Source organism: Streptomyces sp. NPDC048288, assembly GCF_043201555.1.
Taxonomy (GTDB): domain Bacteria; phylum Actinomycetota; class Actinomycetes; order Streptomycetales; family Streptomycetaceae; genus Streptomyces.
Genome location: NZ_JBICZD010000001.1, coordinates 164,616 through 178,158 on the forward strand (window position 1 = coordinate 164,616; position 13,543 = coordinate 178,158).

Here is a 13,543-nt window from a genome sequence, read left to right on the forward strand (position 1 = left end):
CGGGTTAGGCTTGATGGTCACCTCCCCAGCCTCCGGCCGGGGGCGCCCCAGTCCGCTCACCGAAGGTCCGCGAGATGCCTGCCGAAGCCGCCGCCCAGGTCGCCGAGTCTGTGTTCCCGCAGCTCGAAGCCCTGCTCCCGCATGTGCAGAAGCCGATCCAGTACGTCGGCGGTGAGCTCAACTCCACGGTCAAGCCGTGGGAGACCAGCGACGTCCGCTGGGCGCTCATGTACCCGGACGCCTACGAGGTCGGCCTGCCCAACCAGGGCGTCATGATCCTCTACGAGGTGCTCAACGAGCAGGAGGGCGTCCTCGCCGAGCGCACGTACAGCGTGTGGCCGGACCTGGAGGCGCTGATGCGCGAGCACCGCGTCCCCCAGTTCACGGTGGACAGTCACCGCCCGGTGAAGGCCTTCGACGTGTTCGGCCTGTCCTTCTCCACGGAGCTGGGCTACACGAACATGCTCACGGCGCTGGACCTGGCGGGCATCCCGCTGGAGTCCAAGGACCGCACCCTCGACGACCCGATCGTCCTCGCGGGCGGCCACGCGGCCTTCAACCCCGAGCCGATCGCGGACTTCATCGACGCGGCGATCATCGGCGACGGCGAGCAGGCCGTCCTCGACATGACGAGGATCATCCGCGACTGGAAGGCGGAGGGCCGCCCCGGCGGCCGCGAGGAGGTCCTCTTCCGCCTGGCGAAGACCGGCTCGGTCTACATCCCGGCCTTCTACGACGTCGAGTACCTCCCCGACGGCCGTATCGCCCGCGTGGTCCCCAACAAGTCGGGCGTCCCCTGGCGCGTGTCGAAGCACACGGTCATGGACCTCGACGAGTGGCCCTACCCCAAGCAGCCCCTCGTCCCGCTCGCCGAGACGGTCCACGAACGCATGTCCGTGGAGATCTTCCGCGGCTGCACGCGCGGCTGCCGCTTCTGCCAGGCCGGCATGATCACCCGCCCGGTGCGCGAGCGCTCGATCACCGGCATCGGCGACATGGTGGAGAAGGGCCTCAAGGCGACCGGCTTCGAGGAGGTCGGCCTGCTCTCCCTGTCCTCGGCCGACCACTCCGAGATCGGCGACATCGCCAAGGGCCTGGCCGACCGCTACACCGAGGACAAGGTCGGCCTGTCCCTCCCCTCCACCCGCGTCGACGCCTTCAACATCGACCTGGCCAACGAGCTGACTCGCAACGGCCGCCGCTCCGGCCTCACCTTCGCCCCCGAGGGCGGCTCGGAACGCATCCGCAAGGTCATCAACAAGATGGTCTCCGAGGACGACCTCATCCGTACGGTCTCGACGGCGTACGGCAACGGCTGGCGCCAGGTGAAGCTGTACTTCATGTGCGGCCTGCCCACCGAGACCGACGAGGACGTCCTCCAGATCGCCGACATGGCGATGAACGTGATCGCCGAGGGCCGCAAGGTCTCCGGCCAGAACGACATCCGCTGCACGGTCTCGATCGGCGGCTTCGTCCCCAAGCCCCACACCCCCTTCCAGTGGGCGCCGCAGCTCTCCGCCGAGGAGACAGACGCTCGCCTCACGAAGCTCCGCGACAAGATCCGCGGCGACAAGAAGTACGGCCGCTCCATCGGCTTCCGCTACCACGACGGCAAGCCCGGCATCGTGGAGGGACTCCTGTCCCGCGGCGACCGCCGCATCGGCGCCGTCATCCGCGCCGTCTACGAGGACGGCGGCCGCTTCGACGGCTGGCGCGAGCACTTCTCCTACGACCGCTGGATGGCCTGCGCCGACAAGACGCTGCCGGCCCTCGGGGTGGACGTCGACTGGTACACCACCCGCGAGCGCACCTACGAGGAGGTCCTCCCCTGGGACCACCTCGACTCCGGCCTCGACAAGGACTGGCTCTGGGAGGACTGGCAGGACGCCCTCGACGAGACCGAGGTCGAGGACTGCCGCTGGACCCCCTGCTTCGACTGCGGCGTGTGCCCCCAGATGGACACCAGCATCCAGATCGGCCCGACCGGCAAGAAGCTGCTGCCTCTTACGGTCAAGAACGCCGCTCCTGCGTCTGGCGGGCACTCGCACTGAGGTTGGCCGGCATGGGCTGAACTCGGCCTCGATGAGGCGTGGGGCGAACTCCATGTGGCACTGGCTAGGCCGTGAGGCCCTCGATGGCCACGGGGAGGTGGCGGGGGCCGCGCAGGACCGCGTTGGCGCGGTAGGGGGGTGGGTCTTCGAGGAGGCCGGAGAACTTGACGCGGCGGAACAGTTCGGGGACGGCCGCGTGGAGTTCGATGCGGGCGAGTGGCGCGCCGAAGCAGTAGTGGATGCCGGTGTAGAAGCCGAGGTGCTCGTTGTCCTTGCGGTCGGGGTCGAACCGGTCGGGGTCGAGGAAGCGCTGGGGGTCGCGGTTGGCCGCGGCCAGCATCAGCCAGACCGGTGAGCCCTCGGGGATCGTGGTGCCGGCGACGTCGATGTCGGCGAGGGCGGTGGTCCAGGGGACGAACTGCACCGGGGGCTCGTACCGCAGTACCTCCTCGATGAGCGGGACGGCCAGGTCGGGGTTGTGCTGGAACCGGTCGAGGACGTCGGGGTGCCGCAGCAGGGTGAGGGTCGTGTTGGTGATCGCGTTGACGGTGGTCTCGTGGCCGGCCACCAGCAGCAGCACCGCGGTGGCCTCCAGGTCCGCCGGTGTCATGTCGGGGGCGAGCGCGCTGAGGATCCCGGGGCCGGGGTGACGGCGTTTGGTCTCGATCAGGTCGGCCAGGTAGGCGCCCAGGTCCTGGCGTGCCTGCTGGGCCTTTTCCTGGCCGCTGCCGGCGTCGGCCTGGGGATCGACCCCGGACGCCAGGGCGTCGGCCCAGCCGTGGAAGCGCGGTTCGTCCTCGCGCGGCACGCCGAGGACCTTGCAGATGGCGGTGACGGGAAGGGGGTAGGAGAAGTCCTCGACGATGTCGACCTGGTCCTTGCCCTCGAAGGCGTCGAGCAGCCCGGTGACGACCTGGGCCAGCTCGCCGCGCAGACCGTCGAGGAACCGGGGGCTGTGCGGGGGACCGAACGGCCGGTTGATGGTGTCACGCAGCCGGTCGTGCAGCGGCGGGTCGGTGAAGATGAAGCTCGGCGGCAGACTGGTGTCCTCCGCGTCCACGTTACGGGCGTGGCCGGACGGACGGTTGCGGGTGTCGTTGCTCAGCCGCGGGTCGTTGGCCAGGCTCCGCACCTCGTGGTAGGTGCTGACCAGATAGGTGCCGTCCTCCTCCCGTCTGACCGGCGTCTTGCGCAGTTCCGCGTAGAGCGGGTACGGGTCGGCCCGGTTGGCGTAGTCGGTGATCCGTGCCGTGATGCTGTCGGACGTCATGGTGGCTCCTGGGGCTCCGGGCGTAGCGGGACCGGCGATCAGGCATGCGACGGAACGAACTCGACACGCCGCTCGCTCGGGGAGTGACCCGTCAGCGTGACGGTGGGCCCGTGGGTGGGCAGATGGGGATCGGGGAAGGCCGGGTCGACCGGCTCCAGCCTCTCGGTACGGCGGTCGACCGTGTGGAACTGCGGCGGGAACGCCGCGCCCGACGCGATCTGCTCCTCGTAGAACCCCAGCCACTTGCCTCCGTCGAAGGACGCCGCGGCGATGACACGGCCCCGGTACCCGTACACCGCGACGAACCGCTCCTCGGTGAGCGTGCCCTGCGCCACGACCAGCTGGTCGCCCAGCGAGGGCACACCGACCGACTTGATGTTGACCCCGAACTGGGAGGACCAGAACATCGGCAGCCACAGATGCGGACGGCGCTCCGGACTCGCGCAGATCATGTTGTGGGCGGCGATCTCGGCCTGCTCGACCGCGTTGCCCCAGTGCTCCAGCGCCAGGAACTGGTAGTCGAACAGCGGATGGGGGCTGCGTGCCACGTCACCGGCGGCGTAGATGTCGTCGGTGACGATGCCGTTGACGTCGAACACCCGGCAGCCGGCGTCGCACGCGATCCCCCGGGGACCCGCGGCCAGCCCCGAGCCGGTGAGCCACTCCGTGTTCCGCATGGCACCGAGGGAGACGACCGCCACGTCCACGTCGATCGCCGAACCGTCGGACAGATGGGCCCGCTTGAGCCGCCCCACGTCGTCGCCCTCCAGGGCGGTGACGCTGATGCCGCAGCGCAGGTCGACGCCGTGCCGGCGCTGCAGCCGGTCCGCGACCGCGCCGATCACCCCGCCGAGCGCCCCCACCAGCGGCGCCGGACCGCGTTCGGCGACCGTGACGTCGACACCCAACTCCCGGCAGGCGGAGGCGACTTCGGAGCCCGTGAACCCGGCGCCGATCACCAGCACCCGGGACACGCCCCCGGTCAGCTTGCGGTGCAGGCGGGCCGAGTCGTCACGGGTCCGCAGCACGAACACCCCGTCCAGCGCGGCCTGTTCCGGGTGCATCCAGGGCCGCGCCCGGGTGCCGGTGGCGATCAGCAGACGGTCGTAGGGGACCGTGTCGCCGTTCGCCAGACGTACCTGCCGGGCGTCCCGGTCCAGGCCCTCGGCGGCGACGCCCAGACGCCACTCGGCGTCGATCTCGCGCCGCCGCGGCAGCGCCGTGTCCTCGGGCCGGGCCCGCCCCAGCAGCGCCTGTTTCGACAGCGGCGGCCGGTCGTAGGGTTCGTACGGCTCGTCTCCGATCATGGTCAGCGATCCGGTGAAACCCTGTTCCCGCAGGGTCTCCGCCGCGCGCAGACCGGCCAGCGAGGCGCCGACGACGACCATGCGGCCCTGACGCCGCAGGGTCTCGACGTCCGGGTCAGCCGACATGGGACTCGACCCGCTTCGTCGGCTCGTCGGAGTAGTCGACCAGGATGGCCTGGACCGGGCAGGCGGCAGCGGCCTTCTCCACCCGGTCACGGTGCTCCTCGTCGAAACGAGGAGTGAACAGCAGCGCTTCCTCGCCGTGCAGGGCGAAGACGTCCGGGGCGAGGAAAACACACTGCGCGTATCCCTGGCACCGGTTGAGATCGACGACAAGCCTCATCTGGAACCCGCTCCCTGTTCGGGCCGCGGTCGCCCTGGCGCGCCGGGCTTCGCAGCCCCTGTGCTCGGTGTCCCCACGATCGGTCGGCATGCCTCCTCTCCAGAATCGGCTCCCTCGGGACCGCCCGCAAACCGGGAGATCTGTCCTTCAGCGATGGATCCGGGGACGCCGGTCAGCACGGTGACGGGAGCGGCCATCGGGGTGGGCGCCACCTCGCCACCTCCCTGGCCGACTGGTCCAAGTGGCGCCGGGAGCAGGCCGAACGCCGTACCGCCGTCAAACGCGAGCTGTACGCGGCCTACCTCGCGGCCGTCGCGCGCAGCTGGAACCACATCAGGGCCGTGGTCGTCAACAGCGCGGAACCCTGGCCGGAGCGGGCGGGCCTGGCGGGAGACGCCTACCGGAGCGGCGGCGTGCACGAGCTGCGCTACCAGATCTCCATCACCGCTCCACCGGACATAGTCGCCCTCTCCGACCAGGTCATGCGCGGCAGGATGCGCCTGGACCTCGACGACACCTCCCAGCCGCCCCCGCCCGACACCCGTTGAACAGCCGGGGCTACGGCCGGAGCACGATCTTGCCGTGGGTGTGCCCGCGTTGCAGGTCGTGGAAGGCCTCGCGGACCCGGTCCAGGGGGTAGGTGCGGGCGACCGCGACCTCCAGCTCCCCGTGCGCGGCGAGTCGGGCGAGTTCGCCGAGTACGACCGCGCAGGCGGCCGAGCCCTCACCGTAGGTCCGTGCGCCGATCTTCGCCGCGGCCTGCCAGTCGCGGATCGTGTTGATGCGCTCGGGGCGCACACCCAGCTCCACGGCCAGGTCCACGTAGCCGTCGCCGAAGGTGTCGACGAACGCGTCGACGTCCCCGCCGGCCGCTTGCCGGATCCGGTCCGCGACGCCCTCCCCGTAGGCGACCGGGACGATCCCGCGGTCCTTCAGCCACGGGTGGTTGCGCTCGCTCGCCAGCCCGATCACCGTGGCGCCGCGCCGCCGCGCGAGCTGCACGGCGAGCGACCCGACACCGCCGGCCGCGCCGGACACCACGACCGTGTCGGACGGGCCGGGGTCCACCGCGAACACGCAGGCGTAGGCGGTCGTACCGGCCACGTACAGGGAGCCGGCCACCTCCCAGGACAGGCCCTGCGGGCGGGAGACCACGTTGACGTCGTCGGCCAGGACGTACTCCGCGTGGCTCGCCCTGCCGTGGGTGAAGCCCAGCACCTCGTCGCCCACCGCGAAGCCGCGCACCTCCGGGCCCGTCTCCACCACGACACCGGCCAGGTCGCTGCCCTGCCCGGAGGGGAACGTCGCCGGCCAGCGTCCGTGCCGCGCGCCCTCGCGGATCATCACCTCGCCGGGCTGGATCCCGGCCGCGCGGACCTCGACCAGCAGCTGACCGGGGCCGGGCACCGGCCGTTCCACCTCCTCCACCCGCAGCACATCGATCCCGCCGTACGTGTGGAACCGCACCGCCTTCATCGCGTGATCACCGCACTTCCTCGCTCGGGTCGTGTCCGGACGGCCGGACGGCCGGACGCCGACCGTGCCGTGCCGTGCCGTGCCGTGCCGTGCCGCGCGTTCAACGGCCCGGGGACGGAGCCGTATTCCCGGCCGTGCGGCCTCAACGAAGGTGCGGCGGTGGTCAGTTGGCGGGCGAGTCCGCGTGCGTCAGCCGCGCAGTGCGGCCGCGCCCGCGTCGACGGCGCGCAGGGCGCGGGCGACCGTCTCCTCGTTCTCGCCGACCGGGGCCACGTAGTCGAGGACCGCGCGGGCCGCGTCCTCGCCGAGGGTGCGGGTGATCACCCAGGTGGCGAGGTACTGGGACGCCAGGCAGCCGCCGGCCGTGGCGATGTTCCCCTCGGCGTGGAACGGCGTGTCCAGGACGGTGACACCACAGGCTTCGACGAAGGGCCGGCTCTTGCGGTCCGTGCAGGCGGGCATGCCGGTCAGCAGCCCGAGCCGGGCGAGCACCAGCGCGCCGGAGCACTGCGCGCCGATCAGCTGCCGGTCCGGGGCGAGCCGCAGCCGGGAGATCAGCCGGTCGTCGGCCACCACGTCCCGCGTCCTCACCCCGCTGCCGACCAGCACCACGTCGGCCTCGGCCGCGAACTCCATCGGGCGCTGCCCGGTCACCGGTACGCCGTTCATCGAGGTGACCACCGGTGTGGGGGTCGTGATGAAGGCCTCAAGACCGTCCTTCCGGCACCGGTTGATCAGCGCGGAGGCGATGAAGCTGTCGAGTTCGTTGAATCCGTCGAAGGTGAGCACCGCTACCTGCATGGCATCTCCTCTGGGCACGGCACGGACGACGCGGATGCCGAGTCTCTCAGGAGAGCCGCGCCGGGGTCGCGGGCCAATCGCCGACCGGTGGCCGGTCAGCCTTCGGTGTCCTGCTGGGCGAAGTGCTCCCGCAGCCGGTCGAGGAGGGCCGCGAACGCGGGGGACATGGTGGTGTCCGACCGGGTGAGGACGGTCGTACGGCCGCCGTCCTCCACCGTGATCGTGTAGCTCATGGCGTCCGGGGCCCCGCCGGGCGGCTCCGGAGCCGGGGCCTCCGGGACGGCCGCGGCCACCAGCCGGGCGACCTGCGCGGCGGCTTCCTCGGGCAGGGTGCCGGTGTCCAGCACCTGGGGCGGGAGGCGGAGGTTGATCGCCGCCGCCTGCCCGCCGTGCGTCGCCAGGGTGACCTTCATCGTCGCCGGGCCGCCCGTTTCGGCGGCCGGTGCACGCCGCCGGTCCTCACCTGCCCGCCTTCAGCGCGGTGACGTCCTTGGCCAGACCGGTCACCTGGACGGACAGGGCGCCGATCTGCTTGCTCAGGGCCGCCAGGCCGTCCTCCCGGCCGACCAGCCCGTCTCGGCCGTCGCGGCCGTCAAGGCCGTCATGGCCGTTGCGGCCCGCCGCGAGGCTGCGGGCCCGGGCGACCCCGGTGGGGATCCCGCTGATCTGGACGCCCACGCCCTGCCAGGCCGCCAGCACGGCCAGCTGCTCGGGGCTGCCGGCTCCGAACAGTTCCTCGGCCTTCTGGTAGGTGGTGTCCGCGAAGTCCTGGAACTGCGTCTCGGCGCTGGACGCCTTGAGCGACTCGTACCAGATGAGTCCGGGGGACTCCCAGGCGAATCCGCCGATGCCCGTGGCCGTCAGGTAGAACGCCCGGTTGGGAATGCCGGAGTTGATGTGTACCCCGCCGAAGTCGCCGTTGTCGCTGTCCGGCAGGTTGACGTACTTGCTCATGTGGTCCGGCTGGGGGTCCTTGCCGAACAGCGGGTTGTCGTAGGCCTGTCCGGGGGCCTTCATCGACCGCAGGGCGTCGGCCTCGATCCCCGGGGTGAAGACCTCGGGGCCGATCAGCCAGTCCGCCTCGTCGACGGACTGCTTCTTCGACCATTGCTTGACGAGTGATCCGAAGACATCCGAAACGGATTCGTTCAGGGCTCCGGACTGGTTGTGGTAGGCCAGTCCGGCCGTGTTCTCGGTGACTCCGTGCGTCAGTTCGTGGCCGATGACGTCGACGGACGAGGTGAAGTCGGTGAATATCTTTCCGTCGCCGTCTCCGAAGACCATCTGCCGTCCGTCCCAGAACGCGTTGTTGTAGTGCGAGCTGAAGTGGACGTAGCCGTCCAGGCGCATGCCCTGGTCGTCGATCGAGTCGCGGCTGAACACGTCGTGGTAGAAGTCGCGGGTCGCGCCCAGTCCGTCGAACGCGCGGTTGACGGACTCGTCGGCGGACGGCGGTCCGTCCTCCGACCGGGCCGTCTCGGCCAGGGAGAGCATGCGGCCGTGCTGGCAGTCGAAGACGGTCCGCCGGCCGTTGCCGGGGGCGGCGGCGCCGGCGAAGGTCGCCCGTACCGTTCGTTCGCCCCGCAGGGACGCGGTGGTCAGCAGGGTGGCCAAGGCGGCCTTGTGCACCTCGCTGTCGTCGCTTCTCAGCAGCTTTTCGAGAAGGTGCGGGGGAATGATGCAGTTCGGGCGGCAGGTCCTGGTCATGGGATACCTCGGGTGCGGAAGAGCGGCGGCAAAGGCCTTGCTCGTCAGAGCGGCGCGCGCCGGAGGTGCCGATCGCCGAGAGAAACGGTGCCGCTGTGACCGGACGATCGCGTCCGACGCGCGGGACGGCTCCTGCGTGCGGGCGGGAAGCCCGCGGACCTGCAGGGCAAGCCGTGTGGCGAGCGGTTCGCCTTCCCGGCGTCGTACACGGGATTCCGGCGTCGTACACAGGACGGGGGAGTCGTGTGCACGGCTGAGGAGGCGGAAACCGCTTCTGCCTTCATTGTCCGCTCGATTCCGGCGGCCCGCACCCCGGGCGGGGTCTGACGTCCGGTCAGTGGGCGAACCACCCGTCAAGGGTGAGGCCGGCGGCGCGGCCCCACCGGATGCTGTCGAGCAGGTCGTACGGACCCGGCGGACGGCGGACGGTGACGGTGGACGGCGGAAGTAAGGAGCGGACGGGCGATGGGCGACGACAGGGCCGAGCGGATAGCGGAGTTCATCGAGCCTCTGCGGGTCGAGCCCGGGAGCAGGGTGCGGCTGGGCGAGGACTTCGACCCCGGCTACAAGGCCGGCATCCACAAGAAGGAGGACGGCGTCGAACTGCTCCGCACCGGTATCGAGCTGCTCGCCGACTACCAGCGGCGGCTGGCCGCCCAGGACACCTACGGAGTGCTGCTGTGCCTGCAGGCGCTGGACGCCGGAGGCAAGGACGGCACCATCCGCCATGTGATGAGCGGAGTGAACCCGCAGGGCGTGCGGGTATCCGGCTTCAAGGTGCCCTCGGACGAGGAACTCGACCACGACTACCTGTGGCGTTACACGCGCGAGCTGCCCCGGCGCGGCGAGATCGGCATCTTCAACCGCTCCCACTACGAGGAAGTACTGGTGGTGCGGGTCCATCCGGAGAACCTGCGGCGCGAGAAGCTGCCCGACGCGGCACGCGGCCCCGACGTGTGGCAGCGGCGCTACCGGGAGATCAACGACTGGGAGCGCTATCTGAGCGACAACGGCTTCAGGGTCGTCAAACTGTTTCTGAACCTTTCGAAGGAAGAACAGCGCATCCGTTTTCTGAAACGCATCGACGTTCCCGAACGGAACTGGAAGTTCTCGTCGGCCGACGTGCGTGAGCGGGCCCGGTGGGACGACTATCAGCGGGCGTTCTCGCAGATGCTCTCCGCCACCAGTACGGAATGGGCGCCCTGGTACGTCGTTCCCGCCGACCACAAGTGGTTCGCCCGGGTGTGCGCGGCCGCCGTACTGGCGCACACCCTCATCGACATCGACCCCCGGTACCCGGAGGTCAGCGACGCGACCCGCCGTGAACTGGCCGAGGTCAGACGGGAACTGGAGGCGGAGGCGCCCGAGGGGGCGGCCGCGGACCCCTATGCGGCGGACGCCGGAGCGGGCGAGAAGAAGCGGAAGAAGAAGCACAAGAGGCACCGGTGACGGGGCGGGCGAGCAACGGGGGCTGGCGAACAACGGGGGTGGGCGAGCAACGGGGGCCGGGAACGGAGGCACCTTCATGACTGCGCAGACAGACGCCTCGCAGGACCGGGCGGCCGACGGCCGGTCGTGGTACGCGCATCCGCCGCAGGAGGTGGCCGCGGCGTTCGAGGTGGATCCGGCCGCCGGACTGTCCACCGCGCGGGCCGCGGAACTGCTGCGTACGCACGGCCCGAACGCGCTGCCCGAGGAGAAGGCGACGCCGGGCTGGCGCCGCTGTCTCGCCCAGTACCGCAGCTATATGCAGCTGGTCCTGGTGAGCGCCGCCGTGGTCTCGCTCGTCATCAAGGAGTGGAGCACCGGGGTGCTGCTGCTGGTCCTGACCGTCGTCAACGCGGTCGTCGGGATGCGCCAGGAGGGCAAGGCGGACAGCGCCATGAACGCGCTGAAGTCGATGATGAAGGCGACCGCGCGGGTGCGCAGGGACGGCACCGAGTCGAAGATCCCGGCCGAGCAGGTCGTCCCGGGTGACGTGGTGCTGCTCGCCGCGGGCGACGAGGTGCCGGCGGACGGCCGGATCGTCCTGGCGAACGCCCTGCAGATCGACGAGTCGGCGCTGACCGGCGAGAGCGTGCCGGCCGCGAAGGAGTCGGGCACCCTCACCGGTACCGACCTGCCGCCCGGCGAACGCCACAACATGGCGTTCATGAACACGCCCGTCACCCACGGCAGCGGCACGGTGGTGGTCACGGCCACCGGCGCGGACACCGAACTCGGCCGGATCTCCGGCATGTTGTCGAGCACCCGCCGGGAGGCCTCGCCGCTGACCCGGGAGATGGACCGGCTCACCCTGTGGATCACGGGCACGGCCGGGCTGACGATGATCCTGATGTTCGTGCTGGGCCGCAGCCGGGGTACGGCGTGGGACGCGCTGTTCGTCAGCGCCGTCTCGCTGGCGATCGCCGCCATCCCGGAGGCCCTGCCCACCGTGTCCCAGACGATCCTGTCCATCGGCGCCGTCGACCTGTCCCGGCGCCAGGCGATCGTGAAGGACCTGCCGTCGGTGGAGGCGCTGGGGTTCACCTCGGCGATCAACTCCGACAAGACCGGCACGCTCACCATGAACCAGATGACCGCCGTGGAGGTCATCGACCCCGGCGACCGCTACACCGTCTCCGGCACCGGTTACAGCCTGGCGGGCCGGATCCAGCACGCGGTCGGCAGCGCCCCGGACATGACGGACGCGATCCTGCCCTACCTGGTCGCCAACGACGCCCGGCTGGTGGACGGCAAGGTGGTCGGCGACCCCACCGAGGGCGCCCTGCTGGTCCTCGGCCACAAGGCCGGCCTGGACGTCGACGCCACCAGGGAACGGCTGCCACGGCTGGCCGTGCTGCCCTTCGACCCCTCCTACAAGCTGATGGCCACCTTCAACCGGGCCACCGACGAGGACGGCCGCCCGGTCGTGCGCTGCTTCGTGAAGGGCGCCGCGCCCGCCATGATGGACCGCGCGGCGACGGCACTGCGCCAGGGCACGTCCGTCCCGTGGGACGACGCGCTGCGGCAGCGGGCGCAGGAGCACGTCGAGCGCATGGGCGGCGAGGGGCTGAGGGTGATGGCCGCCGCCCGCCGGGACCTCGACCCGGCCGCCTTCGATCCGGACGGCGATCTGCTCGGCCATGTCACCGACCTGCAGATGACCAGCCTGGTCGGGATGGTCGACCCGCCCCGCGCGGAGTCGAAGGCCGCGGTCGCCGACGCGCAGGCCGCGCACATCAGGGTCCGGATGGTCACCGGCGACGACGTCGTCACCGGCGCCGCCATCGCCCGGCAGCTCGGCATCGAGGGCGAGGCCATGCTGGGCGCGGAGTTCGCCGCCCTGCCGGAGAGCGAACGCCTGGCCAGGATCGACGGCATCGGTGTCGTCGGCCGGGTCGCGCCCGAGCACAAGGTGCTGCTCGCCGAGACCCTGCGCAAGAAGGGCGGTGTCGTCGCCATGACCGGCGACGGCGTCAACGACGCCCCCGCCATCAAGGCGGCCGACGTCGGTATCGCCATGGGCTCCGGCACCGAGGTCGCCAAGAACGCCGGCCGTATGGTGCTCGCCGACGACAACTTCGCCACGATCGTCTACGCCGTCGAGCAGGGCCGCAAGATCTATGACAACCTCACCAAGTACATCCGGTTCGTGCTCGTCCTGCTCGTCGTTTTCGTGCTGACGTTCCTCGGCGCGACCCTGTTCGACATCGCCGCCGGGGAGCCCTTCACCCCCGCTCAGGTGCTGTGGATCCACTTCTTCGTCAACGCGGCCTTCGGCTTCGCGCTCGGCTTCGACCGGCAGAGCCCCGGTCTGATGGCCCGCAGGCCCCGCCCGCGCGGGGCGCATGTGCTGTCCCGGGGCGTGATGGTCACCGTCGGCCTGTCCGGCCTGGTGATCACCATCGGTCTGCTCTGCCTGATCGAGCTGGGCACGAGCCGCTACGACAGTGTCGCGATCGGCCAGTCGATGGCGTTCACCTCCTTCGCGCTCTGCCTGATCGTGGCCGCCCTTGAGTGCCGCAGCGAGCGGGACACCGTGCTCACCACCGCCAGCTTCGACAGCAAGCAGATGAACCGGGCCATGCTGATCGAGTTCGTGCTCGCGGTCCTGGTCACGCAGATGGACGTCTTCCGCAGGCTGCTGGGCACGACCGAACTGGACCTGGCCCAGTTCGCCTGGGCGCTGGTGCCCGCGCTCGTGCTGCTGGCGCTCTGGGAGATCGGCAAGTTCCTCGCCCGATGGAACGGCAGGCCCACCGCGCGGACCTGACGCCGGCCCGCTGTGAGGCCACGCTGTGAGGTCTCCCACGAACTCTTGTCGCGGCCGGACACCGGTACCTAAATTCGGTCATATGTCCGCCAAAGATGACTCCCTTCCCACCGAGCCGGTCGACTTCGCCGTCGATCTCACCGGTCATGAGATGACCCGGCGGGCCCACGTCATGAACGCACTCGGCGCCGAGTGGGACCCCGTCGAGGTGATGCGCGGCGAGGAGGAGGCCTACGACCGGCTGTACTCCGGCCTCGACCAGGAGCAGCAGCGGCTGTACGACACCCTCGTCGCCGCCGGCGTTCTCCCGCGACGCGGGGGCGATGGGTGAGG

12 protein-coding genes are annotated in these 13,543 nt (G+C 70.7%); 5 read left to right on the forward strand and 7 right to left on the reverse strand.

Annotated features, from left to right (window positions below; translation table 11 throughout):
- Positions 1-74 precede the first annotated feature (74 nt).
- Entirely contained in the window at positions 75-2,051 is a 1,977-nt protein-coding gene (locus tag ACGFZS_RS00715) for a TIGR03960 family B12-binding radical SAM protein (RefSeq protein ID WP_393793302.1), read from the forward strand.
- Positions 2,052-2,115: 64 nt separating this feature from the next.
- Here the strand turns inward: ACGFZS_RS00715 and ACGFZS_RS00720 are convergent, their stop codons facing one another.
- The 3 genes from ACGFZS_RS00720 to ACGFZS_RS00730 are packed head-to-tail and all read right to left on the reverse strand — an operon-like array spanning position 2,116 to position 4,971.
- Positions 2,116-3,321, reverse strand: a complete 1,206-nt coding sequence (locus tag ACGFZS_RS00720; RefSeq protein ID WP_393793303.1) for a cytochrome P450 — start codon at positions 3,319-3,321, stop codon at positions 2,116-2,118.
- Between the two features lie 38 nt (positions 3,322-3,359).
- Positions 3,360-4,754, reverse strand: coding sequence for an NAD(P)/FAD-dependent oxidoreductase (locus ACGFZS_RS00725; protein ID WP_393793304.1), 1,395 nt, complete (start codon positions 4,752-4,754; stop codon positions 3,360-3,362).
- Positions 4,744-4,971, reverse strand: coding sequence for a ferredoxin (locus ACGFZS_RS00730; RefSeq protein ID WP_365682602.1), 228 nt, complete (start codon positions 4,969-4,971; stop codon positions 4,744-4,746). The genes ACGFZS_RS00725 and ACGFZS_RS00730 overlap by 11 nt, the downstream gene beginning before the upstream one ends.
- Before the next feature lie 341 nt (positions 4,972-5,312).
- Between ACGFZS_RS00730 and ACGFZS_RS00735 the strand changes: the two genes are divergently transcribed.
- On the forward strand, positions 5,313-5,519 hold the full coding sequence (locus tag ACGFZS_RS00735) for a hypothetical protein (RefSeq protein ID WP_393793305.1): 207 nt from the start codon (positions 5,313-5,315) through the stop codon (positions 5,517-5,519).
- Between the two features lie 10 nt (positions 5,520-5,529).
- Here the strand turns inward: ACGFZS_RS00735 and ACGFZS_RS00740 are convergent, their stop codons facing one another.
- The 4 genes from ACGFZS_RS00740 to ACGFZS_RS00755 form a co-directional block, all read right to left on the reverse strand.
- The gene (locus ACGFZS_RS00740) at positions 5,530-6,447 is read right to left on the reverse strand and encodes an NADP-dependent oxidoreductase (RefSeq protein ID WP_393793306.1); all 918 of its coding nucleotides are present in this window, start codon (positions 6,445-6,447) and stop codon (positions 5,530-5,532) included.
- Positions 6,448-6,636: 189 nt separating this feature from the next.
- A complete protein-coding gene (locus ACGFZS_RS00745) occupies positions 6,637-7,248 on the reverse strand; it encodes a DJ-1/PfpI family protein (protein WP_393533045.1) in 612 nt (203 codons plus the stop codon).
- A gap of 95 nt (positions 7,249-7,343) precedes the next feature.
- Positions 7,344-7,661, reverse strand: a complete 318-nt coding sequence (locus tag ACGFZS_RS00750) for a protealysin inhibitor emfourin (protein WP_393793307.1) — start codon at positions 7,659-7,661, stop codon at positions 7,344-7,346.
- 46 nt (positions 7,662-7,707) lie between these two features.
- Positions 7,708-8,955, reverse strand: coding sequence for a M4 family metallopeptidase (locus ACGFZS_RS00755; RefSeq protein ID WP_393793308.1), 1,248 nt, complete (start codon positions 8,953-8,955; stop codon positions 7,708-7,710).
- Positions 8,956-9,420: 465 nt separating this feature from the next.
- Between ACGFZS_RS00755 and ACGFZS_RS00760 the strand changes: the two genes are divergently transcribed.
- From ACGFZS_RS00760 to ACGFZS_RS00770, 3 genes are all read left to right on the forward strand, one after another.
- Positions 9,421-10,404 (forward strand): polyphosphate kinase 2 family protein, encoded by a 984-nt coding sequence (locus ACGFZS_RS00760; protein WP_393793309.1) that lies wholly within the window; start codon positions 9,421-9,423, stop codon positions 10,402-10,404.
- A 76-nt stretch (positions 10,405-10,480) separates the two neighbouring features.
- Positions 10,481-13,210, forward strand: a complete 2,730-nt coding sequence (locus ACGFZS_RS00765; protein ID WP_393793310.1) for a cation-translocating P-type ATPase — start codon at positions 10,481-10,483, stop codon at positions 13,208-13,210.
- A gap of 82 nt (positions 13,211-13,292) precedes the next feature.
- Positions 13,293-13,541, forward strand: coding sequence for a DUF6400 family protein (locus tag ACGFZS_RS00770; protein ID WP_393793311.1), 249 nt, complete (start codon positions 13,293-13,295; stop codon positions 13,539-13,541).
- Positions 13,542-13,543: the final 2 nt, after the last annotated feature.

Coding starts and splice junctions, on each gene's coding strand:
- ACGFZS_RS00715 (WP_393793302.1), top strand. CDS start 75: ATGCCTGCCGAAGCCGCCGCCCAGGTCGCCGAGTCTGTGTTCCCGCAG.
- ACGFZS_RS00720 (WP_393793303.1), bottom strand. CDS start 3,321: ATGACGTCCGACAGCATCACGGCACGGATCACCGACTACGCCAACCGG.
- ACGFZS_RS00725 (WP_393793304.1), bottom strand. CDS start 4,754: ATGTCGGCTGACCCGGACGTCGAGACCCTGCGGCGTCAGGGCCGCATG.
- ACGFZS_RS00730 (WP_365682602.1), bottom strand. CDS start 4,971: ATGAGGCTTGTCGTCGATCTCAACCGGTGCCAGGGATACGCGCAGTGT.
- ACGFZS_RS00740 (WP_393793306.1), bottom strand. CDS start 6,447: ATGAAGGCGGTGCGGTTCCACACGTACGGCGGGATCGATGTGCTGCGG.
- ACGFZS_RS00745 (WP_393533045.1), bottom strand. CDS start 7,248: ATGCAGGTAGCGGTGCTCACCTTCGACGGATTCAACGAACTCGACAGC.
- ACGFZS_RS00750 (WP_393793307.1), bottom strand. CDS start 7,661: ATGAAGGTCACCCTGGCGACGCACGGCGGGCAGGCGGCGGCGATCAAC.
- ACGFZS_RS00755 (WP_393793308.1), bottom strand. CDS start 8,955: ATGACCAGGACCTGCCGCCCGAACTGCATCATTCCCCCGCACCTTCTC.
- ACGFZS_RS00760 (WP_393793309.1), top strand. CDS start 9,421: ATGGGCGACGACAGGGCCGAGCGGATAGCGGAGTTCATCGAGCCTCTG.
- ACGFZS_RS00765 (WP_393793310.1), top strand. CDS start 10,481: ATGACTGCGCAGACAGACGCCTCGCAGGACCGGGCGGCCGACGGCCGG.
- ACGFZS_RS00770 (WP_393793311.1), top strand. CDS start 13,293: ATGTCCGCCAAAGATGACTCCCTTCCCACCGAGCCGGTCGACTTCGCC.